Raw genomic sequence first — 22,584 nt, 5'->3', positions numbered from 1 at the left:
TCGGCGGGTCACAAGGCCCTTTGGCAAGACGGGTGAAAGACGATAAGCTAACAGGTGCCGATGCGCGGACCGACACCAAGACACTTAAGACAGGCGAAGGCATGAGCCTAGGAAGACAAAACGATACTACTGGCCGCGCGCCACGGATCCTGTTCTACAGCCATGACACGTTCGGGCTGGGCCATCTGCGCAGGTCTCGTGCACTGGCCGCCGCAATTACGCAGGCGGATCCAACGGCATCATCCCTGATCCTGACCGGATCGCCTGTCGCTGGCCGGTTCACATTTCCGCGCAGGGTCGACCACGTGCGTCTGCCTGGCGTGACCAAACGGGCGGACGGGTCATACGCGTCTCAGACAATCGGGATGGGGATCGACGAGGTGACCGAGTTGCGATCGGGGTTGATTCAGACCGCCGTTCAGCAGTTTGACCCGGACATTCTGATCGTAGACAAAGAACCCACCGGGTTCCGCGGCGAGCTATTGCCAACACTCGAAAACCTTTTGCTCTCGCAGCGCACCAAACTGGTGCTGGGTTTGCGTGATGTTCTGGATGAACCCGAAGTTCTGGCCGCAGAGTGGGAACGGAAAGAGGCAACTGCAGCGACCGAAAGATTCTATCATGAAATCTGGGTTTACGGGCTGCGTTCGATCTATGATCCGACCAAGGGGCTGCCTCTGAATCACGCGGCCCAGTCGCGCATTCACTGGACTGGCTATTTGCGTCGTGATCTGGGGCCAATCGGTACCCCACCGGAGCAGCCCTATATCCTGATTACCCCAGGTGGTGGTGGGGACGGCAAGGCGATGGTGAACCTGGTTCTTTCGGCTTACGAAAAGGACCCCGACCTGTCACCACGCGCGGTATTGGTCTATGGCCCGTTCCTGTCTGGTGATCTGCGGGACGAATTCGAAACACGTGTGGCTGCCTTGAACGGGCGTGTGACCGCCGTCGGCTTTGAATCCCAGATCGAAACGCTGTTCCACGGCGCGGCTGGCGTCGTCTGTATGGGTGGGTATAATACGTTCTGCGAGGTCCTGTCCTTTGACAAACGCGCCGTCATTGTTCCACGGACCAGTCCGCGTATGGAACAGTGGATCCGTGCCTCACGCGCCGAGGATCTGGGACTGATCCGGATGTTGGACGAGTTCCGTGACGGGCTAACAACCGATTCCATGGTCCGTGCCATTCGCGATCTACCACATCAGCCATTGCCGTCTCAGGCCATTGAACAGGGCCTGCTGGACGGGTTGGACTATGTCACCGGTCGTATTGAGGTATTGCTGAATCAGGAACAGGAACGGGCAACCGGATGACCGCAGGCGCGCCCAATCTGGCGGTGCTGGTCAAAGGGTGGCCGCGCCTGTCCGAAACGTTCATCGCGCAGGAACTTGTTGCTCTGGAAGAGGCCGGCCATCAGTTCGACATCTGGTCCCTGCGTCATCCAACCGATGTGAAACGGCATCCGCTGCACGACAGGTTTCGTGGCCAGGTTCGATATCTGCCGGAATATCTGTATCAAGAACCTCAGCGCATATGGGCTGCCCGCGAACTAACGCAGTGCCTTCCGGGATACGGCGCGGCCTATAAGGTCTGGCGCGCTGATTTGCGCCGCGATCCCACGCATAACCGCATCCGTCGGTTCGGTCAGGCCTGCGTTCTGGCTGCGGAATTGCCCGCCAGCACACAGGTTCTCTATGCGCATTTCATGCATACGCCCTCGTCGGTCGCGCGCTATGCCGCGATCATGCGCGGCCTTCCGTGGAGCTTTTCAGCCCATGCAAAAGATATCTGGACGTCACCGGACTGGGAAAAATCGGAAAAGTTGCACTCCGACACTTACGGAGCAGCTTTTGGTGCAACCTGCACCGCGATCGGCGCCCAGCATCTGCGCAGCCTCGCCGACGATCCGGCACGGGTTGAACTGATCTATCACGGGCTGGACCTGGGCCGCTTTCCAGCCCCGCCGGAACGCGGCTTACGCCCCGCTGACAGCCCTTTTCATATGCTGTCCGTTGGGAGGTTGGTCGAAAAGAAAGGCTTCGATCGCCTGATTGATGCATTCGCCATGCTGCCGGACGATCTTGACTGGCACTGGACGCATATCGGCGGAGGAAGCCTGAGTGATACTTTGCAGAACCGGGCCGCATCGGCCGGGTTGTCCGGGCGCATCACCTGGAAAGGGGCCTGTGACCAACCTGAGGTCATCGCCGCGATGCGCACAGCAGACCTGTTTGTTCTGCCCAGCCGGATTGCCACAGATGGGGACCGGGATGGCTTGCCCAATGTGTTGATGGAAGCCGCCTCGCAATATCTGCCGATCCTGTCGACCCCCGTTTCTGCGATTCCTGAGTTTATCGAGACAGGCACGCATGGCGTCCTGACGGATGACGATCCGGTCGCGCTGGCAAATGCGATTGCACAGCTGGCGGCCAACCCCGCGCAGGCTGCTGGTATGGCGGGTGCTGCCTATGATCGCCTGATCGCCGAATTCCGCATGGACCCGGGCATAGCGCTTTTGTCTGCCAGGTTAAGCGCGCTGGGCGCGCATAAGAGCTGATGCCGCGCATCGCCTTCTATGCCCCGATGAAATCCCCCAACAGCCCGGTGCCGTCGGGGGACCGGGAAATGGCACGAAATCTTCTTCTTGCAATCCAAGCCCGAGGGGATGCGGTGGATCTGGCCTCGGACCTGCGCGTATTCGACAAGCACGGCGACAAAGAGGTCCAGGCCAAGCTGCGCCATGAGGCTGAAGCCGAGGTGCTGCGCCTGACCTGCGACCTGCCTGCTGACACTGCACTATGGGTGACCTATCACAATTATTACAAGGCCCCTGATCTGATTGGACCCCGTGTAAGTACGGCGCGAAACATACCTTATGTTCAGCTTGAAAGCACCCGTGCCTACAGCCGCCTTCAGGGGCCATGGTCAGGGTTTGCCCAAGCGGCCCATCAGGCCTGCGACGCGGCCCGGGTGATCTTTTATCACACCGCCAATGACCTCATCACGCTGGAACGCGAGCAGTTCGGAAATCAGGCGCTTGTCGAGCTTCCGCCGTTTCTTCCCGCCTCCTCGCTGCCGCAGGCCTCTAGCTGCGATGGCCCGATGCTGGCCGTGGGCATGATGCGACACGGCGACAAGCTGGCCTCTTACCGGGTGCTTGAACAGGCACTGCGCCACCTGCAGGGCGATTGGTCCCTGTCTATTGCGGGCGATGGTCCCGCCCGCGCCGAAATCGAAGCGCTGATGGCCAAGTTTGGCACGAAAGTCCGGTTTCTGGGGCAGCTTGATCGCGACGCGCTGCGCAAGGCTTATGCTACCGCATCCCTGATGGTCTGGCCCGGCGTGAATGAGGCCTATGGAATGATCTATCTAGAGGCTCAGGCACATGGTATCCCCGTGGTCGCGCAAGACAGGCCGGGCGTCCGGGATGTGCTTATGCCGTCCGACTATCCTTCGGTTGCTGAAGGGGCCAAGGGGCTGGCCGCAAGGCTGCGCACTCTTCTGGACAATCCGGCACTGCGGTCTTCTCAAGGCAGCCAATCGGCCGCATATATAGCCGCGCGCCACCTGATGCCCGATGCAACTGATCGGTTCTGGACGGCTGTTGATCCTTTGCTGGAGGCATCCACATGAGCAAGCTCGCGCTATTGCGCCACGGGCATACGGCGTGGAACCGCGCCGGGCGCATTCAGGGGCGCAGCGATATTCCATTGGATGAACAGGCACAGACAGAACTGGCATGCTATTCCCTGCCCTCCCCTTGGGATCAGGCTATGGTCTGGTCCAGCCCGTTGGCGCGTGCGGCCCAGACGGCACAACTGGTTTCAGGGCGCGAACCGTTGAAGTCCGAGGCCCTCACGGAAATGAACTGGGGCGCTTGGGAGGGGCAGCACGGCACCGATCTCATTGCCGATCCCGCAAGCGGTTATCGCCATATCGAGGATTGGGGTTGGGGTTTCCTACCCCCCGGAGGTGAAAGCCCCGCCGAAATTTGGCAGCGGCTGGAACCTTGGCTTGCCAGTCTTGGCGAAAATACCGTAGCCGTTTGCCATATCGGTATCATGCGGGTCATTCTGGCCCGCGCCTGGGGATGGGATTTTGACGGCCCCGCCCCCTTTAAGATCAAGCGCAACCGCCTCTATATCGTGGACATGGAGTCCATGCGCCCCGAAACTGACCCTATCCGTTTGATCCGGCAGGAGACCCGCATATGAGGGTGATGATCGTTGTGACCCATCTGCTGGGCACCGGACATCTGAGCCGCGCGCTTACATTGGGCCGGGCCTTTGCCGCAGAGGGTCACAAGGTATTGCTGGTCTCAGGTGGAATGCCCGCGCCGCAGCTGGACCATACCGGGATCGACTTGCTAGGGCTGCCGCCACTGCGCTCGGACGGCACCAATTTTACGCGGTTGCTGACGCAAACGGATGAGGTCGCAGATGCTGCCTATTTCGACGCTCGCAAGGTTGCCCTGACAGAGGCGCTGCGGAGCTTTGCTCCGGATGTATTGATAACCGAGCTTTACCCCTTTGGCCGCAGATCCCTGGCGGATGAGTTTGACGCCCTGTTGGATGCTGCCCACGCACAGCACCCGCGCCCGGTTATTTTGGGATCTGTCAGGGACATACTGGCGCCCCCATCCAAACCTGCCAAAGCCCAGCGCACCGTGGAAATCATTCTTGACCTCTTTGACGGTGTCCTTGTCCATTCAGACCAGAACATGATCCCGCTGGATGTAAGCTGGCCGGTCTCGGAACCTCTGGCGCAGCGTCTGTTCTATACAGGGTTCGTGGCGCCCGCTGCGCCGATCCCGCATCCGGACGGGGTTGGTGAGGGCGAGATTCTGGTAAGCGCTGGCGGTGGATCGGTGGGCGAGCCGATCTTTCGGGCGGCCATCGAGGCCGCACGAAAGATGCCCAACAGGCGCTGGCGCCTGTTGGTGGGCGGACAGGACGCCTCGGCACGTATAAAACACCTGACAAAACTGGCTGGCGACGCCCCTGTGACGTTAGAACCGGTGCGCCCGGACTTTCGCCAAATGCTGCCCTTGGCCGCCGCGTCGGTCAGCATGTGCGGCTACAACACTGCGTTGGACATTCTGCAGTCTGGCGTACCCTCGGTTTTCATCCCCTTCGACGACGGAAGCGAAGTCGAACAGACTTTGCGCAGCCAAAGCCTGTCGGAACTCAGCGCGATCGACGTATTGCCGAGTGACCAATTGACCGGAGAAACATTGGCGCAGGCTGTCGAGGCCATCCTGGCTGCCCCTATGCGACCAAGCACCGGCCAAGGTTTCAACGGGGCAGAAAAGTCTGTTGAGATTGTAAGATCACTGTTGGATCACGCTCATGACCGGTGATTGGCACCCCCTGATGACCGAGCTTGATCTGTGGCGGCGGGACGGGCTGTCTCTGCCGCTGTGGTGGAGGGATGATGACGCGGTCTGTGTCACGCCACAGTTGGAACGTTTGGAGGCGCTGTCCGCATCACTGGAACTGCCGGTTCATCTGGCGATTATTCCGCGTGACGCAGATGAATATCTGGTTACCCATGTCGAAGGCTCGTCCGCATTGATACCGGTGGTCCATGGCTGGGCCCATCAAAACCACGCTCCGACAAACGAGAAGAAATCAGAGTTTCGACTGCATCGCCCCTTTCAGGACATCCGCAACGATGCACGGGCCGGGCTGACCCGGTTACAGAGCCTGTTCCCAGACAAGCTGTGCCCTATGTTTGTGCCACCCTGGAACCGGATCGCGTCAGAGATGGTTCAGGAATTGCCGGGCCTGGGATATCGCATCCTGTCCACCGCCACCCCCCGAAAGGCAAAGATGGCGGCACCTGGCCTTATGCAGGTCAACACGCATCTGGACCCGATCGACTGGCGCGGGTCACGGGGGTTGGCCCCTCGGGACAAGCTGATCGCTCAGGCCACAGTTCTGCTGCGGGACAGGCGAGAAGGGCCTGCGGACAATACCGAGCCGTTTGGGATCCTGACGCATCACCTGGTGCATGACGAGGAAATCTGGTCCTTTACGCAGGACCTTCTGACGCGGTTTCTGGATGGTCCGGCGACCGTCTGGACCGCCTCAAAAAACGATAAATCACGGAGACCCGAATGAGCCGATTGGATTCAATGCTGCGCCGCCTGACGGCCCAACGCGACGGGCTGAACTGGGCGGTCGATCAGATTACAGATACGAGCGGCGATATACTGGACATGGGTTTGGGGAATGGCCGCACCTATGATCACCTACGTGAAATTCTACCAGACCGGCGCATCTGGGTCATGGACCGGGTTTTACAGTGCCACCCGTCCAGCACCCCTCCAGCAGAGGATTTTCTGCAGGGCGAAGCGGGTCCTATGTTAAAGAAACTAGCAGCCGGTGGCCCGAAAATAGCATTGGCACATTACGATTTCGGGCGCGGTATCAAGCAGGATGATGTGGCTGAGGCGGCGATGCTCAGCCCGTTGATCTCTCAGGTCATGCTGCCCGGTGGGCTGCTGATATCCGGCCAACCACTGGTTGGGTTTGAACAGATCACCGGACCGGAGACCATCGCACCCGACCGATACCTTTTCTACAGGGCCTGATCAGGCCACACGTCGCCCTCGCGACCACACTCCGTTCAGGGCAGGCGCCCCTTCACGCATCCGGAACCGAATGACGTCGGCGCGCGCGCCTGCGCGCAGCTCGCCACGGTCTTCCAGCCCGACCACCTGCGCCGGGGACATCGTAACGGTCCGCAGTCCACGGGCCATGTTGCCCCACATCTCGCCCAGCCGTGCCGCCGACAGCAACAACGCGGCCGGCACATAGTCCGAAGACAGAATATCCAGATGTCCCAGATCGGCCAGTTCTTTGGCGGCGACATTCCCCGAATGTGACCCGCCCCGGATTACATTCGGCGCCCCCATCATCACCTTGATCCCGTGATCATGGCAAGCCCGCGCCGCTTCGACGGTAGTGGGGAATTCGGCCAGCCGGATACCGTGGCCCGCTGACACATGTACCTGTTCCCGGGTGGTGTCGTCATGGCTGGCCAGCATGGCCCCAAAACGTTTGGCCGCCTTTACGGTTTCCACCTCGTGCTTTTCGCCGTTCCTGTCCCTCATCGCCTTGAGGTCCGCGACATGCTGCTGGAATTCCTTGCCCTCCAACCCCAGCTTTCCTTTCAGATAACTTTCGAGCTTTGAGATATCACGGAATTGACGCTGACCGGGCGTGTGGTCCATCAGTGACACCAGCCCGACACGGTCCTCGAGGCCGAATTCATCCAGTTCTTCGACCAGCGTTTCTGAACACAACTCGGCCCGCAAATGCAAGAAATGGCTGATTTTTAAGGCGTCTTGCTCTCGTAACTGCCACAGCTCGCGGGACAGGCCACGTGCGTATTTGTTGTAGCGCGGACCAGTCGGGATCGACCCGACGCGCATCGCATCGAACACGGTTGTGATGCCCGTGCTGGCCAGTTCGGCGTCATGGGCAAGAATTGCCGCCGCATGGGGCCAGTCGACCTTGGGGCGGGGCTGGATATGACGTTCCAGATTGTCTGTGTGCAGCTCGACCAGACCGGGGCTGACATAGTCACCCTCACAATCGATTGCACCGCTTGGAACCGCCGCGCCTGTATCGATCTCGGTGATGCTGTCACCCTGAACCCGGACGCTGCCGTTAATGGTTTCGTCGGGCAGGATCAGCGTGGCATTGGCAAGGATCAATTCTTCTGTCATCTGAACTTCACACAGTTTGAGGTATTGGAAGGCCACGCAATAGGAGGCCAATGTGACATTCACGCGATACGCGATCTATTTTGCGCCACCCGCCACGGCGGAGTGGACGCAATTCGCAACCCGTTGGCTGGGCTGGGACATGGAGGCTGGCACCGAGGTCGCCCATCCTGGGCTGGATGGTGTGGATGTTGCAGCGGTTACGGAGGTACCGCGAAAATACGGGCTGCACGCGACCATGAAACCCCCGTTCCGCCTGCGCGAGGGGCAATCCGTCACAGCGTTGCAAGAGGCCTGCGCCACCCTTGCTGCCAGCCAATGCGCAATCATGATGGAAGGTCTTGAGATTGCCCGCCTTGGCCGGTTTCTGGCCCTGCGACCACTGGGCGACACAGCCGCGCTGAACGCGTTGGCCGCCGCCTGTGTTCAAGAGCTTGATATGTTCCGGTCCCCACCGTCGGCGGCTGAACTTGACCATCGCCGCGCCTCCAGACTGACACCGGATCAGGACGCCAACCTGGTCAAATGGGGTTACCCTTATGTGCTGAACGCGTTTCGGTTTCACATCACCTTGAGCGGCAGGTTGGACAAGCCCGTGCTGGATTCGGTCCAGCGCACCCTGGAAAACCATCTGGGGCCGCTTTTGCCAAAACCCTTTCGAATTGCGGATCTGGCCCTGATGGGCGAGGCCGAGGATGGACGGTTTCACCTGATCCATCGCTATGCGCTTTCCAACTGAAGGCGGGACAAAATTTTGGCCACCGTATCCTGCAGAGCACCAGAATTGTCGACCTCGATCACCCGGACCAGCCCCTTAGGCAAAGGGGTCTTGGCCTGGCCCAACCGACGCGCCTGTTCGCTGTCACTTTCGCGCCCGCGCAATGACAAGCGTTGCTCTAGAACGCTCGCGTCTGCAGTCAACGAGATAACAATCAGATCGCCAAAGATCTCTTGCGCCTGCAACAACACAGCACGCGACAGGTTGACCAGAACTGCCTCCGCCACCTGACGTTGCTGCGCAATCTCTTTCGGCACACCATAGAGCAACCCATGTGCATGCCAGCTGAGCGCGAATGCGCCCTCACCTTCCATCTGTCGAAACGCGTCATCTGTGACCCGTCTGAAATCTTCCCCCGCTTCGCCTTCGGGGCGGGTGACGACACGGCGCAGCCGCTGGATACCTTTTGCGCGGGCTTCCAACGCCTCAATCACACTGTCTTTGCCGACACCTGACGGACCGACAACCGCTATGACCGGGGCAAGCGTCATGCCGCAATTCCCGGCGTGAATTGCGAAACGTTGATCTCGCGATCGCAAACCTGCTTCCGCCCGTCAACATCATGGAAGATGCCGATAATCGCCGTTCCGCGCTCTTTCGCCTCAAGGATCAGGGACAGGACGGTTTCGCGATTCAGCGCATCCAAACTGGCTGTGGGTTCATCCAGCAGCATGGCCGGGTATTCATGGGCAAAGCCGCGCGCGATGTTCACGCGCTGCTGTTCGCCGCCCGAAAAAGTCGTCGGACTAAGGGGCCAGAGCCGTTCAGGAATATTCAGACGCTCGAGCAGACCCGCAGCCTTGTCCAGTGCCATCTGTTTTTCGCAACCAACAGCAAGAAGCGGCTCGGCCACGACCTCAAGCGTCGGCACTCTGGGCACAACGCGCAGGAACTGGCTGACATAGCCCAGCGTTTCGCGCCGCAGGGTCAAGATCTCGCGCGGTTCAGCTTTGGCGACGTCTAAACCACCGACCAGAACCTGACCCGAGGCAGCCAGATAGTTGCCATAGATCACCCGCATCAAGGTGGATTTACCTGCCCCCGACGCGCCGGTCAGCGCCACACACTCACCCGGTTCAACCCTGAGCGTAGCGCCCTGCATGACCGGGATCACCGCGCTCCCCTGATTGTGCAGGGTAAAGCTTTTGCTGACATTGTTCAGTTCAATCATTGTCCCGGCCCTCATACCTGCAACACGCTGGACACCAGCAGTTGCGTATAGGCATGCTGCGGATCGTCCAGAACCTGATCAGTCAATCCGGCCTCGACCACATGACCGGCTTTCATCACCATCAGCCGATCCGCCAGCAGACGGACAACGGCAAGATCATGGGTGACAATGATGGCGCTCAGCCCCATTTCCCGAACCAACCCGCGCAACAGGTCCAACAGGCGAGCCTGTACCGAGACGTCCAGACCACCAGTCGGTTCATCCATGAAGACCAGCCTGGGGCCGGTCACAAGATTCCGCGCGATCTGCAGGCGCTGCTGCATGCCACCGGAAAACGCGGACGGACGATCATCAACCCGCTCCGCTTCGATCTCAACCCGACCCAGCCAGTCGATCGCCTTGTCGCGGATATCGCCATAGTGGCGGTCACCTACGGCCATCAGTCGTTCGCCGATATTTCCGCCCGCACTGACAGACATACGCAAGCCATCGCGCGCATGTTGGTGCACGAATGCCCAATCGGTGCGGCTCAGCATCCGGCGTTCAGGTTCCGACATGGTCACGGTATCCACCGGACCGTCTGCACGAGTGTCAAAGATCACCTGCCCCGCATCCGGCACCAGATGACCCGCCAGACAGTTCAGCAGGGTTGACTTGCCCGAACCACTCTCACCCACGATCCCCATCACCTCGCCGGGATAGAGATCAAAACTCACATCGGTACAGCCGATACGGGCCCCGTAGGATTTTCTGATATCCTGTACACTCAGCAGCGGTGTCATTTCATTCACCTTGGGTCATATGAAAACTCGATCCGATTGCCGCCCGGCTCTCGGATCATGAAATGGAGTTTCGGACCTGAACCCGAGGGTTCAGGTGCAAACTCGACAACGACGTCAGGCCAGTCTTTGACCGCATCGAAAACCGCAGTCAGCGCTTCTTCATCGGGAACTTTCAAGGCAACATGATGCAACCCGACGTTCTTGTGCCGGTCAAACCCCTGTAGCCCCTTGCCTTTTTGCTGCCAAAGCGTCAGCTTCGCCGCGCCATTGGTCACATAAACCGCCGGATAATCCGGATTGCTGCCGAAGACCTCCCAACCCAGCGCATCGACAAAGAACGTCCGCGTGGCGTCGAGGTCCGAAACCGTAAGGCCAAGGTGGTCAATTCCAAGCACATCTTCTCGTTTCATGCGGCATCCTCTCTGGCCAAACGGCCCACATGGCCCGCCTCGCGGCGCGACCGGCAATAATCAGTGTCCGAGCAAACAAACATGCGGGTGCCTGCATCATCCATGATGACTTCATCCAGATAGCTGTCCTCGGCCCCGCACAGATCACAGGGATGGTCGGCCTTGGTGGCCTCGAACGGGTAGTCCTGGAAATCGAGGCTGACGACCTTGGTATGCGGTGGCACCGCGTAGATACGTTGCTCGCGGCCCGCGCCAAACAGCTGGATCGCGTCCATCTCAAGCTTTGGGTTGTCGAATTTCGGGATGGGGGACGGGTCCATCACATAACGGTCCGAGACCATCACAGGATAAGCATAAGCGGTTGAGATCGCACCATGCTGGCTGATGTCTTCGTACAGTTTCACGTGCATCAACCCGTATTCTTCGAGGCTGTGCATCTTGCGTGTCTCGGTCTCGCGCGGTTCCAGAAACCGCAGCGGTTCCGGGATCGGCACTTGATAGACAAGAATCTGATCCGCGCGCAGCTTCGCCTCGGGGATGCGGTGGCGGGTCTGGATGACCGTCGCCTTCTCGGTTTCCTCGGTGGTGGCGACGCCCGCCGTATTCTCGAAAAACTTACGGATAGACACGGCATTGGTCGTATCATCCGCGCCCTGATCAATCACCTTGAACGTATCGTCCGGGGTCAAAGTTGCGGCAGATACCTGCACGCCTCCGGTACCCCAGCCATAAGGCATCGGCATCTCTCGGCTGGCAAATGGCACCTGATATCCGGGAATAGCCAACCCCTTGAGGATCGCCCGACGGATCATCCGCTTGGTTTGTTCGTCCAGATATGCGAAGTTATATTCAGTCATTTGATGTAACTATTTTGTTTCTGGTGTTTTTATGAACGTATTTGGTATTTGTTCGCTCTTTTTGGCGATTATGCTCTATTTTATCTGGCGCAATTTTCGCGCAAAGTGGCGCCTCGGGGCTATGGCCCGCGACCTTTCGTGCGAATGGGAATCGCTTGAAATCGTGAATTCGCGCGAAACATTCGGCAGGAAATCGCCCAATCAGGGCAACGACTGGTTTTTGAACCGTAGGACGAGCCTGTAGGGCAAAGCGTACAGAGCTCATTCCGCAGCCTCCCTCGATGCAGTCCGTTCCTCGGCCTCGCGGCGCAGCTTGCGCACCAGTTCCAGTTCGGATTGAAAATCCACGTAATGCGGCAGCTTGATATGTTCGAGGAAACCCGTTGCCTGAATATTGTCTGAGTGGCTCAGGACAAATTCCTCGTCCTGTGCAGGTGCGCCCAGATTGTCCTCGCCCAGCTCCTCCCACCGCAGCGCTCGGTCGACCAGAGCCATGGCGATGGATTTACGTTCAGACTGGCCAAAGACGAGCCCATAGCCGCGTGTAAACTGTGGCGGCTCAGTCTTTGAGCCTTGGAACTGGTTCACCGTCTCACATTCGGTCAACTCGACTTCGCCGATCTCGATGGCAAAGCCCAGTTCGGGAATGTCCATTTCGACCGCGACCTTGCCGATCCGCAGCTCGCCAACAAAGGCGTGGTTGCGGGCATAGCCGCGCTGAGTCGAATAGGCCATGCCCAGCACAAACCCCTCATCCCCGCGCGCCAGCGATTGCAACCGCAGCGGACGGTCCGCCGGAAACTCCAGCGGTTCGCGGGTCAGGTCGCCGGGCGTAGCATCGCTGACCGGCTCGTCCTTAATAATATCCTCACCCTTGAGAAATTCGGTGATATGCGGGGTCGGCTCGTGTCGCGCCGTACCTTCGGGCGCGGGTAGAGTTTCGCCATCCGCAGCCAGTTTGAAATCTAGCAGGCGGTGGGTGTAGTCGAATGTCGGGCCCAGCACCTGCCCGCCCGGCGCATCCTTGAACGTCGCCGATATCCGACGGTCACAGGCCATATTGCCCGTTTCAACCGGTTCGGAATAACCGAAACGCGGCAACGTCGTGCGATAGGCGCGGATCAGAAAGATCGCTTCGATCAGATCGCCACGCGCCTGTTTGATCGCCAGTGCGGCAAGGTCCGGATCATACAGCGATCCTTCTGCCATCACCCGGTTCACCGCCAGGCTCAGCTGCTCCCGGATCTGGACCAGGCTAAGCTCGGCCACATCCGGGGCGCCTCGGCGCTCTTCGGCCAACCAGGCATGGGCATTCTCAATCGCCTTTTCGCCTCCTTTGACGGCAACATACATCGCTTAACCCTCCGCGCTGATCTGGGTACTGCGCGGCAGGGCCGCGACCTTGTCACCGCAGGTAAAGAAGAAGTCACATCCCAAAGGGAAAAGAGCCGCATTACGTTGCAACGCAGGGATATCGGGTAGGTTCAAGCCTGCGCACTGCTTGATACCGGGACCGTGCAAAATGGCACCGGACTGATCCAGGCTGTCACGCTCAACAATCAGAGTGGTTGACCGATCCGGATACTCGGCAGTTCCGATACGATAGCGATCCAGCCCACCAATTTCGCCCCAAGTGCCGACGGCGAAATCTGCCTCGGCAGCAGGAACCAGCGGCGCGCCGGTGTGGAAGGTCAGCCATTCGCGCAGAGCGTCGGTGTCGAGCTCACCCGCCAGATGTACCTTGGTTTCCGGGTCGCATAAAGTCAGCAACAAGGTGCCCGCTGCTACCGACAAAGGCGCTGGGGGCACGGCCCCTGACAGGCTGCGGATTTCGCCTGGGCGTGCCATCACCGTCATCGCCGCGCGAAAAGCATGTGCGGAATCAACCGGTATGTTCTGGAACCCGCCCGAGAATTGAGTTTGCGCAGTCATCAATCTTCTCCCCGAACCAGCGTGAAGAATTCTACTTTGGTTGCCGCCGCCTTTGCCGCCCGCGCGATTTTGACCGCCTGCATTTTCTGTTCCAGCGGACCGAGCAGGTTTTCCTGCACATGGTCTGCTGCCGCAGTCTGCATCATCGCATCAATCACAGCTGCAGCTTCGGCCTTGGGCTTTGACCGGCCCTGAACATAGCCATGTCCAACCGTGCCATCCTGCAAGACCACCGAGCAGCGCGTGACCGTCATTTCACCCAGGTTGAACGGCACCCCGGTGGCGCCGGTACGTCCGCGCACCATCACGCCGCCCACTTCGGGGCTGCGCAGCCATTCAAAGCCGGGACGGTCCGTGAGACCCTCCCACAGCGCCAACGTGGCTTCATCTGGCGCGCGGGCTAGCAGGCCCATCCAGGTCTTACGCGCCTCGGTCGCGGAATCTGTCTGTTGTGTCATCAAAGCCTCTTGGCGGGGTTGTCTACTTATCCTATACAACTATACAAATCATAGACCGCCGCCCGGCGACTCGCAATCGCAACTGTGTGAATTTTTGGTGACATGAACAAAACGCCGATCTGGAAAAGCATCGCCCTAAGCCTGACGTCGGACATTGCCGAAGGGCGATATCAAACCGGTGACCGGCTGCCGACCGAAGCGCAACTGGCCGCAACGCATGGCGTTAACCGCCACACGGTTCGTCGGGCGCTGTCTGACATGGCCGACCAGGGGCTGGTCCATTCTAGGCGCGGGGCCGGTGTATTCGTCGCCACCCGACCAACCGAGTATCCGATTGGTAAGCGGGTGCGATACCACAAGAGCATCTCGGCCAGCGGCAAGATGCCCGGCAAGAAGATCCTCGCCCTGACCACACGGGCCGCGGATGAAGCCGAGGCCGATGCATTGGGGCTTGAAACCGGCGACACGGTGCATGTCTATGACGGTTTGTCTCTGGCCGACGGGCAACCCATCGGCCTGTTTCAAAGCGTTTTTCCGGCCAAGCGATTTCCTGACATTCTGCAGATTCTAACCGAAACCCAATCCGTCACCAAAGCCCTGCAAAGATGCGATGTGCCAGATTACACGCGCATCTCAACCCGCCTGACCGCGCGCGCGGCCACGGCAACTCAAGCTCTGCACCTGCACCTGCCCGAGGGCGCACCAGTCTTGTTTTCGATCGGCATCAATGCAGACCCCGATGGCAATCCTGTCGAGTACGGAAGAACAACCTTTGCCGGAGAGCGAGTCACGCTGACCCTGAACGAGGATTGATCCCGTAGGTCTCCCGCCCGTCTTCAACCTCCTATCGGAGGTCTCATCCCGTTGGGCGTAGCGCCGCGCAAAGCGCGGCGCCCGGCCCAAGGCCGCAAAGGGGAACCGGCGAAACCGATGCTTCTGCGAGCGCGGAGCACCCAGGGTCACAGGGCCAGCTATTCGTATTTCTCCAAAAACGCCTCAGCCTCTAGTTTGCGAAAATCCGGCAATGCGTCACGCAAGCGGCTGTTGTCCCAGTCCCACCAGGCCAACTGCTCCATCCGATCCGCAACCGCTTGTGGGAACCTGGGGCGGAGTGGTTGGGCCGCCACCCCAGCAACGATCATGTAGGGCGGCACGTCTTTGGTCACCAGCGCCCCGGATGCGATGACCGCACCATTACCGATTGTCACCTCGGGCTTGATGATCGCTCCGTGACCGATCCATGTGTCATGCCCGATAAATGCGATCCGGCTTGCGCGATGGGCAAACCACTCCGCATCATCCTCGGCATCGTCCCAATAGTCAGCCGACCGATAGCTAAAATGATGCAGCGAGGCCTTTTGCAACGGGTGATCCGTAGCGCCGATCCGGGTAAAGCTGGCAATGTTCGAAAACTTACCGATCCTTGCATTAGCGATGTCGCAGGTCCGGTCGCAATAGGAATAGTCGCCCCAGACCGCGTTGGCGATCCGGCTGCCGGTGCCAATCTCGACAAATGCACCAAAGCTGCTGTTGGTAATCTGGCAATCGGGATGGATGAACGGTTCATCCGCGCGCAATCGTGCCATAGTCCTGACCTTTCAAGCTGCGCTCACGGCAGAATAAAATCTTTGGTTTTCGCGTTGCTCGGCTTGCTCTTCTTGCCGCTGTCGCCCTGGATCAAACGACGCCGTAACCAGCCCGAGAACCAATCCATCAACATCACCATGAGAATGATCAGAACGATGTAATAGGCGACCTCTTCCCAATCTTTCTGAGTGATGATCGCCTGCGTCAGCAACAGACCAATGCCGCCGCCAGTAATCGCGCCAATTATGGTCGCGCTGCGGGTGTTGGATTCGAGAAAGTACAAAAGCTGGCTCAACAGCACGGGAGTGATCTGTGGGATCACGCCAAAGCGATAGCGCTGCGGCGCATTCGCACCGGTCGACTGCACGCCCTCGATCTGCTTCTCATCCACATTCTCCAGCGCTTCTGAGAATATCTTGCCGAATGTCCCGGTATCGGTCACCAGAATTGCCAGCGCTCCGGTCAACGGCCCTGGGCCGAAGGCCCGTGCCAGAACAACGGTCCAGATCAAGGCGTCCACACCGCGTACAAAGTCGAACACCCGCCGTGTGGCAAAGCGCACCGACCGCAAGGGGTTAAAGTTCCGCGTCGCCAGGAACGCCAGTGGCAAGGCGATAATCCCTGCCCCCATGGTGCCCAGAAACGCCATCAGGATCGTCTCAAAGATGGCCCAGGCCACATCCTGATGCCGCCAGATCTTGTTGGTCCAGAAATCGTTGAAAATAGCACCGGCCTCACCGGCGGTGGCGCGGCTGACCAACTCGGGGAAAGATTTGCCATAATACGGGCTGTCGAGGGTGAACCAAAACAGCTCCCACCCTGGGAAATAGCGAAACACTTCGGACCGGTTGCGGGTCACGGTCAGACGCCCGGCATCGGTGGTGATCGCCAGCCGATTTTTCGAGACATTGATCCAGTCTGGAACATCGCCCGCCGGTAACTCTGCTTGCACCCCAGAGGCCCGGCTGGGCGTAGCGCGCACGACGCCATAGCCAGGGATATCGTATTCGATTGTCTCGGGGCCGAATCGCACCAAGTGACCATCCTCCAGGTCAATGATCGTGGTTTCGCCCAACGCCACCCAGTCGGGTGCGGTCCCGTCAGGATAGGTTCCTTTGCGGTCCCCTTCGACCGCAAAGGACACGTCTCCATTGCGATTATCCCGCGTGACATGGGTTTTGTAGCTGTAGCTGTCGGCAACAAGCGTCTTGCCGTTTTCCCAATTTGCACGCCCGGCAATACCGGGCACGTCAAAGGCAAAGAACACATAAATCAGGTAAACAGCGACAAGGCCGGGCAACCCGAAATTCACGATCCATTTGCGGTTGAACAGACGACCGGCCTCGGCCTTGAGGTCATCTGTCGACAGATCAGTGGCAAAGGTCGTCATGCCGAAGCTCCTTTTTCCGACCCGTGGGTCAGGCGATCCCGCAGATAGCCGGACAGCTGATCCACGACCATGATTGTGACAAAAAGCAGAAGGAAGATGGCCGCGGCCTCGTCGTAGCGCCCCTGCCCCCATGACATCGCGTTGCGCAGCTCATAGCCCAGCCCGCCAGCACCGACGAAGCCAAGGATGGCCGAGGCACGGATGTTGATCTCGAACCGCAGCAAGGCATAGCTGACATAGTTCGGTCCGACCTGTGGGATCACGCCCAAATACATCCGTTGCGACCAGTTCGCGCCCACCGAATGCAGCCCCTCAATCGGCTTCAGCGAAGCGTTCTCGTTCACTTCCGAGAACAGCTTGCCCAATGCACCGGCGGTATGGATGGCAATCGCAATCATTGCCGGAACCGGACCGCCGCCGAGAATAAAGATCAAAACCAGCGCGATAACGATTTCAGGGATGGCCCTGCAGATATCGGAAATCCGACGAAACAATGGGATCAGAGATGGCCACTGCGCCATGCCCCGTGTCGACATCAGGGCAAGAAATGTCCCCGCAATCGTACCGATCAGGGTTGATGCTGCCGCGATATTGATCGTTTCGATCAAGGCCGGAAAGAACCGAACCAGATTTTCCGGCATCGCGCCGATCTTTTCCCACGCTTCCGAGAGGACCTCGGCCGGATAGTCGAAAATCCTGTGCCAGCCATCGACAAAACTGCCTGCGTTTCGATCATCGGCGGTGCGGAACCCTGCGGCCATCAGGGCCACAAACAGGATCAGGAGAATGCCACCATAGGCCCGTTTGCGCCGGGTCATTGCTGAGTATTCGTCGCGGATTTGGTCGACGCTGTGGGACCCTGCGGTCAGGTCTGTCATGGAATGCTCCTGAGAAAACGGGGCCCGGCAAGACACCGGACCCCGATCATGTGATGTGCAGGCTTAGTTGGACTTCAGCTTGCGCGCTTCGATGATGACCTCGTAGGCCTCATGCGTGATGGGATCAAAGCTCTTGGCTTCGCCTGCTGCCACGCCGTAGAAACATTCGCGGTCTTTTTCGTCCAGCGTGTTCCACAGCTCAGTGACCTGAACTTTGACATCTTCGGGCAAGGCCTTGCGCAGAACGACCGGGCCTTCCGGGATCGGCGCCGATTTCCAGATCTCGACCAGATCGTTCATGTCGACCAGACCGGCATCAACAGCGCGGCGCAGCGCGCCCGACTGATAGCCATCTTCCCAATCACCCAGGCCGTCGGCCCAGGTCACGCCGCCGTCAACGTCACCGTTGTTTACCGCAACGATAGTCTGTTCGTGACCGCCGGTGAACTTGACCTCACCGAAGTAATCGCCCGAGTCCATGGTGGCGCCGGTGGCCTGTGGGATCTCGATCGAAGGGATCAGGTAGCCCGAGGTCGAGTTCGGATCACCAAAACCAAAGGCCTTACCCTTCATGTCATCCAGCGAGGCGATGCCGCTGTCTTTGCGGGCAAAGCCTACCGAGTAATAGCCATAACCACCGTCGGTGTTGACCTTGACCAGAACCGGCTCAACCGCTTCGGGATCGCTCAGATAGGTTTTGGCGTAACCCGACGCACCCAACCAAGCGACGTCAATCGTGCCACCCAGCAGGCCCTGAATCACACCGTTATAATCGGCAGGGGCGAACAGCTTGGTCGGAACGCCCAGCAACTCTTCGGTGTATTCGCGCAGGCATTCGTTTTTGCTCATTCGGTCTTGGGCGTTTTCGCCGCCCAGAATACCAATGCGGAATTCGCTGATTTCCTGCGCCATAGCGGGCGCGGCCATGGCAGTGGTCGCAACAAGGGCAGCAATTAGGTTTTTCATCTGTCTCTCTCCAGGTTGATGTCCCCGACCTCTCATCGGGTCGGGCGATGAAAGGTGGTTGGGGTGGCTCAGATGGTGGCTTCGGCTTCCATCAGGGCCTTCTGGGTGGCGTCGAGCGTTTCGATCTCGGTCGAGGTTGCCTCTTCCGAGAAACTCGCATCGGCCCCATAGATCTCGCGGGCGACGCCGGTGGTCAGTTGTTCGGGCAACCCGTCAAAGACGATGCGGCCGTCGCGCATGCCGACAACGCGGTCGCAATAGCGGCGCGCGGTGTCCAGCGTGTGCAGGTTGGCGATGACCGTGCGGCCGTCCTCTTCGTGGATACGGCGCAGGGCCTGCATCACCACCTGGGCATTCATCGGGTCCAGCGATGCGATCGGCTCATCCGCTAGAATGATTTTGGGGTCCTGCATCAAAGCCCGCGCGATGGCGACACGCTGCTGCTGTCCACCCGACAGCGCCTCGGCCCGTTTCGGCGCATGTTCGGCGATGCCCAGACGATCCAGAATGTCGATGGCGCGGTGGATGTCCTCCATCGGGAACAGGTTGAACATGGTGGCCAGTGTCGATTGGCGGTTCAGTGTGCCATGCAGCACGTTCGTCACCACATCCATGCGCGGCACCAGATTGAACTGCTGAAAGATCATGGCGCATTCGGCCTGCCACGCCCGCTTCTCTCGCCCCTTCAACTGGGTGACATCGCGGCCTTCGAACAGGATCTTGCCTTCGCTGGAATCGGTCAGGCGATTGACCATCCGCAAAAGGGTGGATTTCCCGGCGCCGGATCGCCCGATGATGCCGATCATGCACGGCTTGTCTACATCCAAAGTCGCCGCATCCACGGCTATGTTTTCGCCGAAGCGTTTGGTCAGTTTGTCGATACGCAGCACAGGCCACCCCCAATTCGTCTTGGCGGTCAGCTACAGCCACTGTTCAACGGCTGTGTGTCAGTAAGGTGAAAGTTTTGTTACGGCGCGATTGTCGCGGGGGCTATCCATCATCTGACCTCAACGCTATACGCATCCTCAACTGTTCAGATGACACGAGGCCACCATGAGCTTTGACCGCACTATCAAGATCGCCCCGTCGATCCTGTCCGCCGATTTCGCCAATTTCGGTGCCGAGATTCAGGCCATCGAGGCGCAGGGCGCCGACTGGGTGCATATCGACGTGATGGATGGCCATTTTGTCCCCAACCTGACCTTTGGTCCACCCGCCGTCAAAGCCTTTCGTCCGCATGTCAAAACGGTGATGGACGTGCATCTGATGATCACCCCAGTCGATCCCTACATTCAGGCCTATGCGGATGCTGGGGCCGATGTCCTGACCGCCCATATCGAGGCAGGGCCGCATTCGCACCGCACCTTGCAGGCCATCCGCGCTGCAGGAATGAAGGCCGGTATCGCGCTGAACCCGGGCACTCCGGCCGAAGCGGTGGAGCACCTGTTGGATCTGACCGATCTCATCTGCGTTATGACCGTAAACCCCGGCTTTGGCGGCCAGAAGTTCATCGACATGACCAGCAAAATCCGCCGCCTGCGCCAGATGATTGGCGACCGTCCCGTCCATATTGAGATTGATGGCGGCGTTGATCCAAACACCGCCCCGGTGGTCGCGGCCGCAGGCGCCGACGTTCTGGTTGCCGGCTCAGCTGTGTTCAAAGGTGGATCGGTAGATCAGCCCGGGGTCTATGGCGACAACATCCGCGCCGTGCGGGCCGCTGCGAATTCCGCGCTGTAACTCATTATTCCTGGCGCATGCCCGAAATCACCCTGTGCATGAGGTCCAGAAACTGACGTTGTTCCTCGGCGTTCAGCCCCGCAAGCGCCTGCGCGTTTACAGTCTGGGCGGCCTCATATGCCTCCGCGCGTATCCCTGACGCCTTTTCGGTCAACCAGATCAGCTGAGCTCTGGCATCGGTTGGGTTTTTGGTTCTCTTGACCAAACTGTCCCGCTCCATCCGGTTGAGCGTGTTGGCCAACGTCGCCTGCTCGACGTCGATTTTGCCAAGCAGCTCTTTTTGCGACACGCCGTCCTTTTGCCAAAGCTCCAGCAAAATAGGGAATTGCCCAACGACGATCCCCAAAGGAGAGATACGCTGCTGCAGGTCCCGGGCAAACAAGCGCGCCATGTGATTGACCAGATATCCGGCAGAGTCTTCTTTCGTGAAATCCATGTCGGATAAATACACTTGCATAGCATGCTATGCAATATTATATAGCTTGCTATGTTATTTTCTGAAAGAGGATCAAAGAATGGCACGCATCGTAGAACTGGACGAAATCGCAACCCTGGCTGACCAGATGGAAACCGAGGAAGGCCCCGTCGTTCTGATCAACCTGTTCACGGTTGACGCCAAGGACGAAGACGCCCTGCTGACCGCCTGGTCCCACGACGCGGATTTCATGAAATCGCAACCGGGATACATCTCGACGCAACTGCACAAAGGCATCGCCAACAGCGCGACCTTCGTGAACTATGCTGTCTGGCAAGATGTGAAGAGTTTCCGTCAGGCCTTTACCAATCCTGAATTCCAAAGCCGTATCGCCGACTACCCGGACAGCGCAGTGACGCGACCACATCTTCTGCGCAAGCTGACGGTCGACAACCACTGTGTTGCCTAAGGCAAAAAGTGGAGGCGACCCATGATCAGAACAATCCACCCCATCGCTGGAGTTATCGGATTTCTAACAATCCTGACATTCTGGACATCTACTTTGTACAGCGAGATCTTCGCTTCCCACGCGACCGTGGCATCAGTAAAAACCATGATCGTCTATGGCCTGTTCTTGCTGGTCCCGGCCATGGTAATTGTCGGCGCCACAGGAATGTCGATGGGAAGCCGGCGCAAAGATGCTTCGGCATTGGCCAAAAAGAAAAGAATGCCGATCATCGCAGCCAACGGCCTGCTTATTCTGGTACCCGCAGCACTCTACCTGAAAGCAAAGGCCGGAGCCGGGGCCTTCGACACCAGCTTCTACCTTGTTCAGGTCATCGAATTGGTCGCTGGTGCCACCAATCTGACATTGATGGGTATGAGTATCCGTGACGGCCGGGCAATGACCGCGCGCAGGCGCAGTCAGTCCCAGAAATAAAGATGCATTCCAAACAGAAAAAGCCCGCCCCCGTTTGGGGCGGGCTTTTTTTGTTTCGACGGTTAGGTCTGAGACTATTCGACGAACGATCTCATCACCGCCTCCGATCACTCAACGCTCTTTGGTGTACGACATGGGCGCGTCGCGGGCTTGTCGAGATCAAACGAGAAAGGGCGCCGGATGGGCGCCCTTTCCATTTGATCATTCGCTTGCGCGAATTACTCGACGATTTTCGACACAACGCCGGCGCCGACGGTGCGGCCGCCTTCGCGGATGGCGAAACGCAGGCCGTTTTCCATCGCGATCGGTGCGATCAGCTCAACCTCGAACGACACGTTGTCGCCGGGCATAACCATCTCGGTGCCAGCTGCCAGGGTCACGGTGCCGGTCACGTCAGTTGTACGGAAGTAGAACTGCGGACGGTAGTTCGCGAAGAACGGCGTGTGACGGCCACCCTCTTCCTTGGTCAGGATATAGGCTTCGGCTTCGAACTTGGTGTGCGGTGTAACCGAACCCGGCTTACACAGAACCTGGCCACGCTCAAC

Annotated in this window: 29 protein-coding genes; 12 read left to right on the top strand and 17 right to left on the bottom strand. The window is 59.0% G+C overall.

The window, feature by feature from the left end; translation table 11 throughout:
* Positions 1-101 precede the first annotated feature (101 nt).
* Genes AC2FFF_RS15575 through AC2FFF_RS15545 form a run of 7 tightly spaced genes read left to right on the top strand, consistent with a single transcriptional unit; the run spans position 102 to position 6,598 of the window.
* Entirely contained in the window at positions 102-1,316 is a 1,215-nt protein-coding gene (locus AC2FFF_RS15575) for a glycosyltransferase family protein (RefSeq protein ID WP_185956733.1), read from the top strand.
* Positions 1,313-2,560: a glycosyltransferase gene (locus AC2FFF_RS15570; RefSeq protein ID WP_281973443.1), complete on the top strand. Its 1,248-nt coding sequence runs from the start codon at positions 1,313-1,315 to the stop codon at positions 2,558-2,560. The genes AC2FFF_RS15575 and AC2FFF_RS15570 overlap by 4 nt, the downstream gene beginning before the upstream one ends.
* Complete coding sequence (locus tag AC2FFF_RS15565; RefSeq protein WP_281973442.1) at positions 2,560-3,636, top strand: glycosyltransferase family 4 protein; 1,077 nt, start codon at positions 2,560-2,562, stop codon at positions 3,634-3,636. Before AC2FFF_RS15570 ends, AC2FFF_RS15565 begins: the two co-directional genes overlap by 1 nt.
* The gene (locus AC2FFF_RS15560; RefSeq protein WP_271951531.1) at positions 3,633-4,217 is read left to right on the top strand and encodes a histidine phosphatase family protein; all 585 of its coding nucleotides are present in this window, start codon (positions 3,633-3,635) and stop codon (positions 4,215-4,217) included. Before AC2FFF_RS15565 ends, AC2FFF_RS15560 begins: the two co-directional genes overlap by 4 nt.
* Positions 4,214-5,362 (top strand): glycosyltransferase family protein, encoded by a 1,149-nt coding sequence (locus AC2FFF_RS15555; RefSeq protein WP_281973441.1) that lies wholly within the window; start codon positions 4,214-4,216, stop codon positions 5,360-5,362. The genes AC2FFF_RS15560 and AC2FFF_RS15555 overlap by 4 nt, the downstream gene beginning before the upstream one ends.
* On the top strand, positions 5,352-6,125 hold the full coding sequence (locus AC2FFF_RS15550; RefSeq protein WP_281973440.1) for a polysaccharide deacetylase family protein: 774 nt from the start codon (positions 5,352-5,354) through the stop codon (positions 6,123-6,125). Before AC2FFF_RS15555 ends, AC2FFF_RS15550 begins: the two co-directional genes overlap by 11 nt.
* Positions 6,122-6,598 carry a class I SAM-dependent methyltransferase gene (locus tag AC2FFF_RS15545; RefSeq protein WP_281973439.1) on the top strand — a complete coding sequence of 159 codons (477 nt, stop codon included), beginning with the start codon at positions 6,122-6,124 and terminating at the stop codon, positions 6,596-6,598. The genes AC2FFF_RS15550 and AC2FFF_RS15545 overlap by 4 nt, the downstream gene beginning before the upstream one ends.
* On the opposite strand, the gene AC2FFF_RS15540 is transcribed toward AC2FFF_RS15545, so the two are convergent.
* Complete coding sequence (locus AC2FFF_RS15540; RefSeq protein ID WP_281973438.1) at positions 6,599-7,738, bottom strand: alpha-D-ribose 1-methylphosphonate 5-triphosphate diphosphatase; 1,140 nt, start codon at positions 7,736-7,738, stop codon at positions 6,599-6,601.
* Between the two features lie 52 nt (positions 7,739-7,790).
* Between AC2FFF_RS15540 and AC2FFF_RS15535 the strand changes: the two genes are divergently transcribed.
* The gene (locus tag AC2FFF_RS15535) at positions 7,791-8,474 is read left to right on the top strand and encodes a DUF1045 domain-containing protein (RefSeq protein ID WP_271951524.1); all 684 of its coding nucleotides are present in this window, start codon (positions 7,791-7,793) and stop codon (positions 8,472-8,474) included.
* Here the strand turns inward: AC2FFF_RS15535 and AC2FFF_RS15530 are convergent.
* From AC2FFF_RS15530 to phnG, 9 genes are read right to left on the bottom strand one after another with little or no spacing between them, the layout of a single operon-like run.
* Positions 8,456-9,004 (bottom strand): ribose 1,5-bisphosphate phosphokinase PhnN, encoded by a 549-nt coding sequence (locus AC2FFF_RS15530; protein WP_142639351.1) that lies wholly within the window; start codon positions 9,002-9,004, stop codon positions 8,456-8,458. The two genes, AC2FFF_RS15535 and AC2FFF_RS15530, sit on opposite strands and share 19 nt — an antisense overlap.
* Positions 9,001-9,684, bottom strand: coding sequence for a phosphonate C-P lyase system protein PhnL (gene phnL / locus AC2FFF_RS15525; protein WP_281973437.1), 684 nt, complete (start codon positions 9,682-9,684; stop codon positions 9,001-9,003). The genes AC2FFF_RS15530 and phnL overlap by 4 nt, the downstream gene beginning before the upstream one ends.
* A gap of 11 nt (positions 9,685-9,695) precedes the next feature.
* Complete coding sequence (gene phnK / locus AC2FFF_RS15520; protein ID WP_271951522.1) at positions 9,696-10,466, bottom strand: phosphonate C-P lyase system protein PhnK; 771 nt, start codon at positions 10,464-10,466, stop codon at positions 9,696-9,698.
* A 5-nt stretch (positions 10,467-10,471) separates the two neighbouring features.
* On the bottom strand, positions 10,472-10,876 hold the full coding sequence (locus tag AC2FFF_RS15515) for a VOC family protein (RefSeq protein WP_281973436.1): 405 nt from the start codon (positions 10,874-10,876) through the stop codon (positions 10,472-10,474).
* Positions 10,873-11,733 (bottom strand): alpha-D-ribose 1-methylphosphonate 5-phosphate C-P-lyase PhnJ, encoded by an 861-nt coding sequence (locus AC2FFF_RS15510; protein WP_142639343.1) that lies wholly within the window; start codon positions 11,731-11,733, stop codon positions 10,873-10,875. The genes AC2FFF_RS15515 and AC2FFF_RS15510 overlap by 4 nt, the downstream gene beginning before the upstream one ends.
* Complete coding sequence (locus AC2FFF_RS15505) at positions 11,726-11,998, bottom strand: hypothetical protein (protein ID WP_282027593.1); 273 nt, start codon at positions 11,996-11,998, stop codon at positions 11,726-11,728. Before AC2FFF_RS15505 ends, AC2FFF_RS15510 begins: the two co-directional genes overlap by 8 nt.
* Positions 11,995-13,086 (bottom strand): carbon-phosphorus lyase complex subunit, encoded by a 1,092-nt coding sequence (locus AC2FFF_RS15500; protein WP_281973435.1) that lies wholly within the window; start codon positions 13,084-13,086, stop codon positions 11,995-11,997. The genes AC2FFF_RS15505 and AC2FFF_RS15500 overlap by 4 nt, the downstream gene beginning before the upstream one ends.
* 3 nt (positions 13,087-13,089) lie before the next feature.
* Positions 13,090-13,665 carry a phosphonate C-P lyase system protein PhnH gene (gene phnH, locus AC2FFF_RS15495; RefSeq protein WP_281973434.1) on the bottom strand — a complete coding sequence of 192 codons (576 nt, stop codon included), beginning with the start codon at positions 13,663-13,665 and terminating at the stop codon, positions 13,090-13,092.
* Complete coding sequence (gene phnG, locus AC2FFF_RS15490) at positions 13,665-14,123, bottom strand: phosphonate C-P lyase system protein PhnG (protein ID WP_496882992.1); 459 nt, start codon at positions 14,121-14,123, stop codon at positions 13,665-13,667. The genes phnH and phnG overlap by 1 nt, the downstream gene beginning before the upstream one ends.
* Before the next feature lie 102 nt (positions 14,124-14,225).
* Between phnG and phnF the strand changes: the two genes are divergently transcribed.
* The gene (gene phnF / locus AC2FFF_RS15485) at positions 14,226-14,936 is read left to right on the top strand and encodes a phosphonate metabolism transcriptional regulator PhnF (protein ID WP_281973432.1); all 711 of its coding nucleotides are present in this window, start codon (positions 14,226-14,228) and stop codon (positions 14,934-14,936) included.
* 158 nt (positions 14,937-15,094) lie between these two features.
* On the opposite strand, the gene AC2FFF_RS15480 is transcribed toward phnF, so the two are convergent.
* The 5 genes from AC2FFF_RS15480 to phnC form a co-directional block, all read right to left on the bottom strand.
* On the bottom strand, positions 15,095-15,709 hold the full coding sequence (locus AC2FFF_RS15480; protein ID WP_281973431.1) for an LbetaH domain-containing protein: 615 nt from the start codon (positions 15,707-15,709) through the stop codon (positions 15,095-15,097).
* Between the two features lie 23 nt (positions 15,710-15,732).
* Positions 15,733-17,100, bottom strand: coding sequence for a phosphonate ABC transporter, permease protein PhnE (gene phnE, locus AC2FFF_RS15475; RefSeq protein ID WP_281973430.1), 1,368 nt, complete (start codon positions 17,098-17,100; stop codon positions 15,733-15,735).
* Positions 17,097-17,978, bottom strand: coding sequence for a phosphonate ABC transporter, permease protein PhnE (gene phnE, locus AC2FFF_RS15470; protein WP_271951512.1), 882 nt, complete (start codon positions 17,976-17,978; stop codon positions 17,097-17,099). Before phnE (AC2FFF_RS15470) ends, phnE (AC2FFF_RS15475) begins: the two co-directional genes overlap by 4 nt.
* A 63-nt stretch (positions 17,979-18,041) precedes the next feature.
* Positions 18,042-18,944: a phosphonate ABC transporter substrate-binding protein gene (gene phnD, locus AC2FFF_RS15465; RefSeq protein WP_281995919.1), complete on the bottom strand. Its 903-nt coding sequence runs from the start codon at positions 18,942-18,944 to the stop codon at positions 18,042-18,044.
* A 68-nt stretch (positions 18,945-19,012) separates the two neighbouring features.
* On the bottom strand, positions 19,013-19,834 hold the full coding sequence (phnC, locus tag AC2FFF_RS15460) for a phosphonate ABC transporter ATP-binding protein (protein ID WP_281973428.1): 822 nt from the start codon (positions 19,832-19,834) through the stop codon (positions 19,013-19,015).
* Positions 19,835-19,997: 163 nt separating this feature from the next.
* On the opposite strand from phnC, the gene rpe reads away from it, so the two are divergent.
* Positions 19,998-20,684 (top strand): ribulose-phosphate 3-epimerase, encoded by a 687-nt coding sequence (rpe, locus tag AC2FFF_RS15455; protein ID WP_281973427.1) that lies wholly within the window; start codon positions 19,998-20,000, stop codon positions 20,682-20,684.
* 4 nt (positions 20,685-20,688) lie between these two features.
* Here rpe and AC2FFF_RS15450 read toward each other — a convergent pair whose 3' ends face one another.
* Positions 20,689-21,120 carry a MarR family winged helix-turn-helix transcriptional regulator gene (locus AC2FFF_RS15450; protein ID WP_282022248.1) on the bottom strand — a complete coding sequence of 144 codons (432 nt, stop codon included), beginning with the start codon at positions 21,118-21,120 and terminating at the stop codon, positions 20,689-20,691.
* A 79-nt stretch (positions 21,121-21,199) separates the two neighbouring features.
* Between AC2FFF_RS15450 and AC2FFF_RS15445 the strand changes: the two genes are divergently transcribed.
* A complete protein-coding gene (locus AC2FFF_RS15445; protein ID WP_142639319.1) occupies positions 21,200-21,568 on the top strand; it encodes an antibiotic biosynthesis monooxygenase family protein in 369 nt (122 codons plus the stop codon).
* Positions 21,569-21,589: 21 nt separating this feature from the next.
* On the top strand, positions 21,590-22,039 hold the full coding sequence (locus tag AC2FFF_RS15440; RefSeq protein ID WP_142639317.1) for a hypothetical protein: 450 nt from the start codon (positions 21,590-21,592) through the stop codon (positions 22,037-22,039).
* Positions 22,040-22,257: 218 nt separating this feature from the next.
* On the opposite strand, the gene AC2FFF_RS15435 is transcribed toward AC2FFF_RS15440, so the two are convergent.
* Positions 22,258-22,584 (bottom strand): EF-Tu C-terminal domain-related protein (locus AC2FFF_RS15435; RefSeq protein WP_496882991.1); only part of this gene is annotated, 327 nt, incomplete at its 5' end.

Source organism: Ruegeria sp. YTSA226 (assembly GCF_059609905.1).
This window is presented reverse-complemented; position numbering and strand designations above follow the sequence as displayed.

Bases quoted from the DNA above. Each gene is read 5' to 3' on its own strand.
- AC2FFF_RS15510 (WP_142639343.1), bottom strand. From the start codon at position 11,733: ATGACTGAATATAACTTCGCATATCTGGACGAACAAACCAAGCGGATG.
- AC2FFF_RS15540 (WP_281973438.1), bottom strand. From the start codon at position 7,738: ATGACAGAAGAATTGATCCTTGCCAATGCCACGCTGATCCTGCCCGAC.
- phnE (WP_281973430.1), bottom strand. From the start codon at position 17,100: ATGACGACCTTTGCCACTGATCTGTCGACAGATGACCTCAAGGCCGAG.
- AC2FFF_RS15565 (WP_281973442.1), top strand. From the start codon at position 2,560: ATGCCGCGCATCGCCTTCTATGCCCCGATGAAATCCCCCAACAGCCCG.
- phnH (WP_281973434.1), bottom strand. From the start codon at position 13,665: ATGACTGCGCAAACTCAATTCTCGGGCGGGTTCCAGAACATACCGGTT.
- AC2FFF_RS15560 (WP_271951531.1), top strand. From the start codon at position 3,633: ATGAGCAAGCTCGCGCTATTGCGCCACGGGCATACGGCGTGGAACCGC.
- AC2FFF_RS15480 (WP_281973431.1), bottom strand. From the start codon at position 15,709: ATGGCACGATTGCGCGCGGATGAACCGTTCATCCATCCCGATTGCCAG.
- AC2FFF_RS15530 (WP_142639351.1), bottom strand. From the start codon at position 9,004: ATGACGCTTGCCCCGGTCATAGCGGTTGTCGGTCCGTCAGGTGTCGGC.
- phnF (WP_281973432.1), top strand. From the start codon at position 14,226: ATGAACAAAACGCCGATCTGGAAAAGCATCGCCCTAAGCCTGACGTCG.
- AC2FFF_RS15555 (WP_281973441.1), top strand. From the start codon at position 4,214: ATGAGGGTGATGATCGTTGTGACCCATCTGCTGGGCACCGGACATCTG.
- AC2FFF_RS15515 (WP_281973436.1), bottom strand. From the start codon at position 10,876: ATGAAACGAGAAGATGTGCTTGGAATTGACCACCTTGGCCTTACGGTT.
- AC2FFF_RS15445 (WP_142639319.1), top strand. From the start codon at position 21,200: ATGGCACGCATCGTAGAACTGGACGAAATCGCAACCCTGGCTGACCAG.
- AC2FFF_RS15440 (WP_142639317.1), top strand. From the start codon at position 21,590: ATGATCAGAACAATCCACCCCATCGCTGGAGTTATCGGATTTCTAACA.
- AC2FFF_RS15450 (WP_282022248.1), bottom strand. From the start codon at position 21,120: ATGGATTTCACGAAAGAAGACTCTGCCGGATATCTGGTCAATCACATG.
- phnG (WP_496882992.1), bottom strand. From the start codon at position 14,123: ATGACACAACAGACAGATTCCGCGACCGAGGCGCGTAAGACCTGGATG.
- AC2FFF_RS15500 (WP_281973435.1), bottom strand. From the start codon at position 13,086: ATGTATGTTGCCGTCAAAGGAGGCGAAAAGGCGATTGAGAATGCCCAT.
- phnE (WP_271951512.1), bottom strand. From the start codon at position 17,978: ATGACAGACCTGACCGCAGGGTCCCACAGCGTCGACCAAATCCGCGAC.
- phnK (WP_271951522.1), bottom strand. From the start codon at position 10,466: ATGACACCGCTGCTGAGTGTACAGGATATCAGAAAATCCTACGGGGCC.
- phnD (WP_281995919.1), bottom strand. From the start codon at position 18,944: ATGAAAAACCTAATTGCTGCCCTTGTTGCGACCACTGCCATGGCCGCG.
- AC2FFF_RS15570 (WP_281973443.1), top strand. From the start codon at position 1,313: ATGACCGCAGGCGCGCCCAATCTGGCGGTGCTGGTCAAAGGGTGGCCG.
- rpe (WP_281973427.1), top strand. From the start codon at position 19,998: ATGAGCTTTGACCGCACTATCAAGATCGCCCCGTCGATCCTGTCCGCC.
- AC2FFF_RS15550 (WP_281973440.1), top strand. From the start codon at position 5,352: ATGACCGGTGATTGGCACCCCCTGATGACCGAGCTTGATCTGTGGCGG.
- phnL (WP_281973437.1), bottom strand. From the start codon at position 9,684: ATGATTGAACTGAACAATGTCAGCAAAAGCTTTACCCTGCACAATCAG.
- AC2FFF_RS15575 (WP_185956733.1), top strand. From the start codon at position 102: ATGAGCCTAGGAAGACAAAACGATACTACTGGCCGCGCGCCACGGATC.
- AC2FFF_RS15545 (WP_281973439.1), top strand. From the start codon at position 6,122: ATGAGCCGATTGGATTCAATGCTGCGCCGCCTGACGGCCCAACGCGAC.
- AC2FFF_RS15505 (WP_282027593.1), bottom strand. From the start codon at position 11,998: ATGAGCTCTGTACGCTTTGCCCTACAGGCTCGTCCTACGGTTCAAAAA.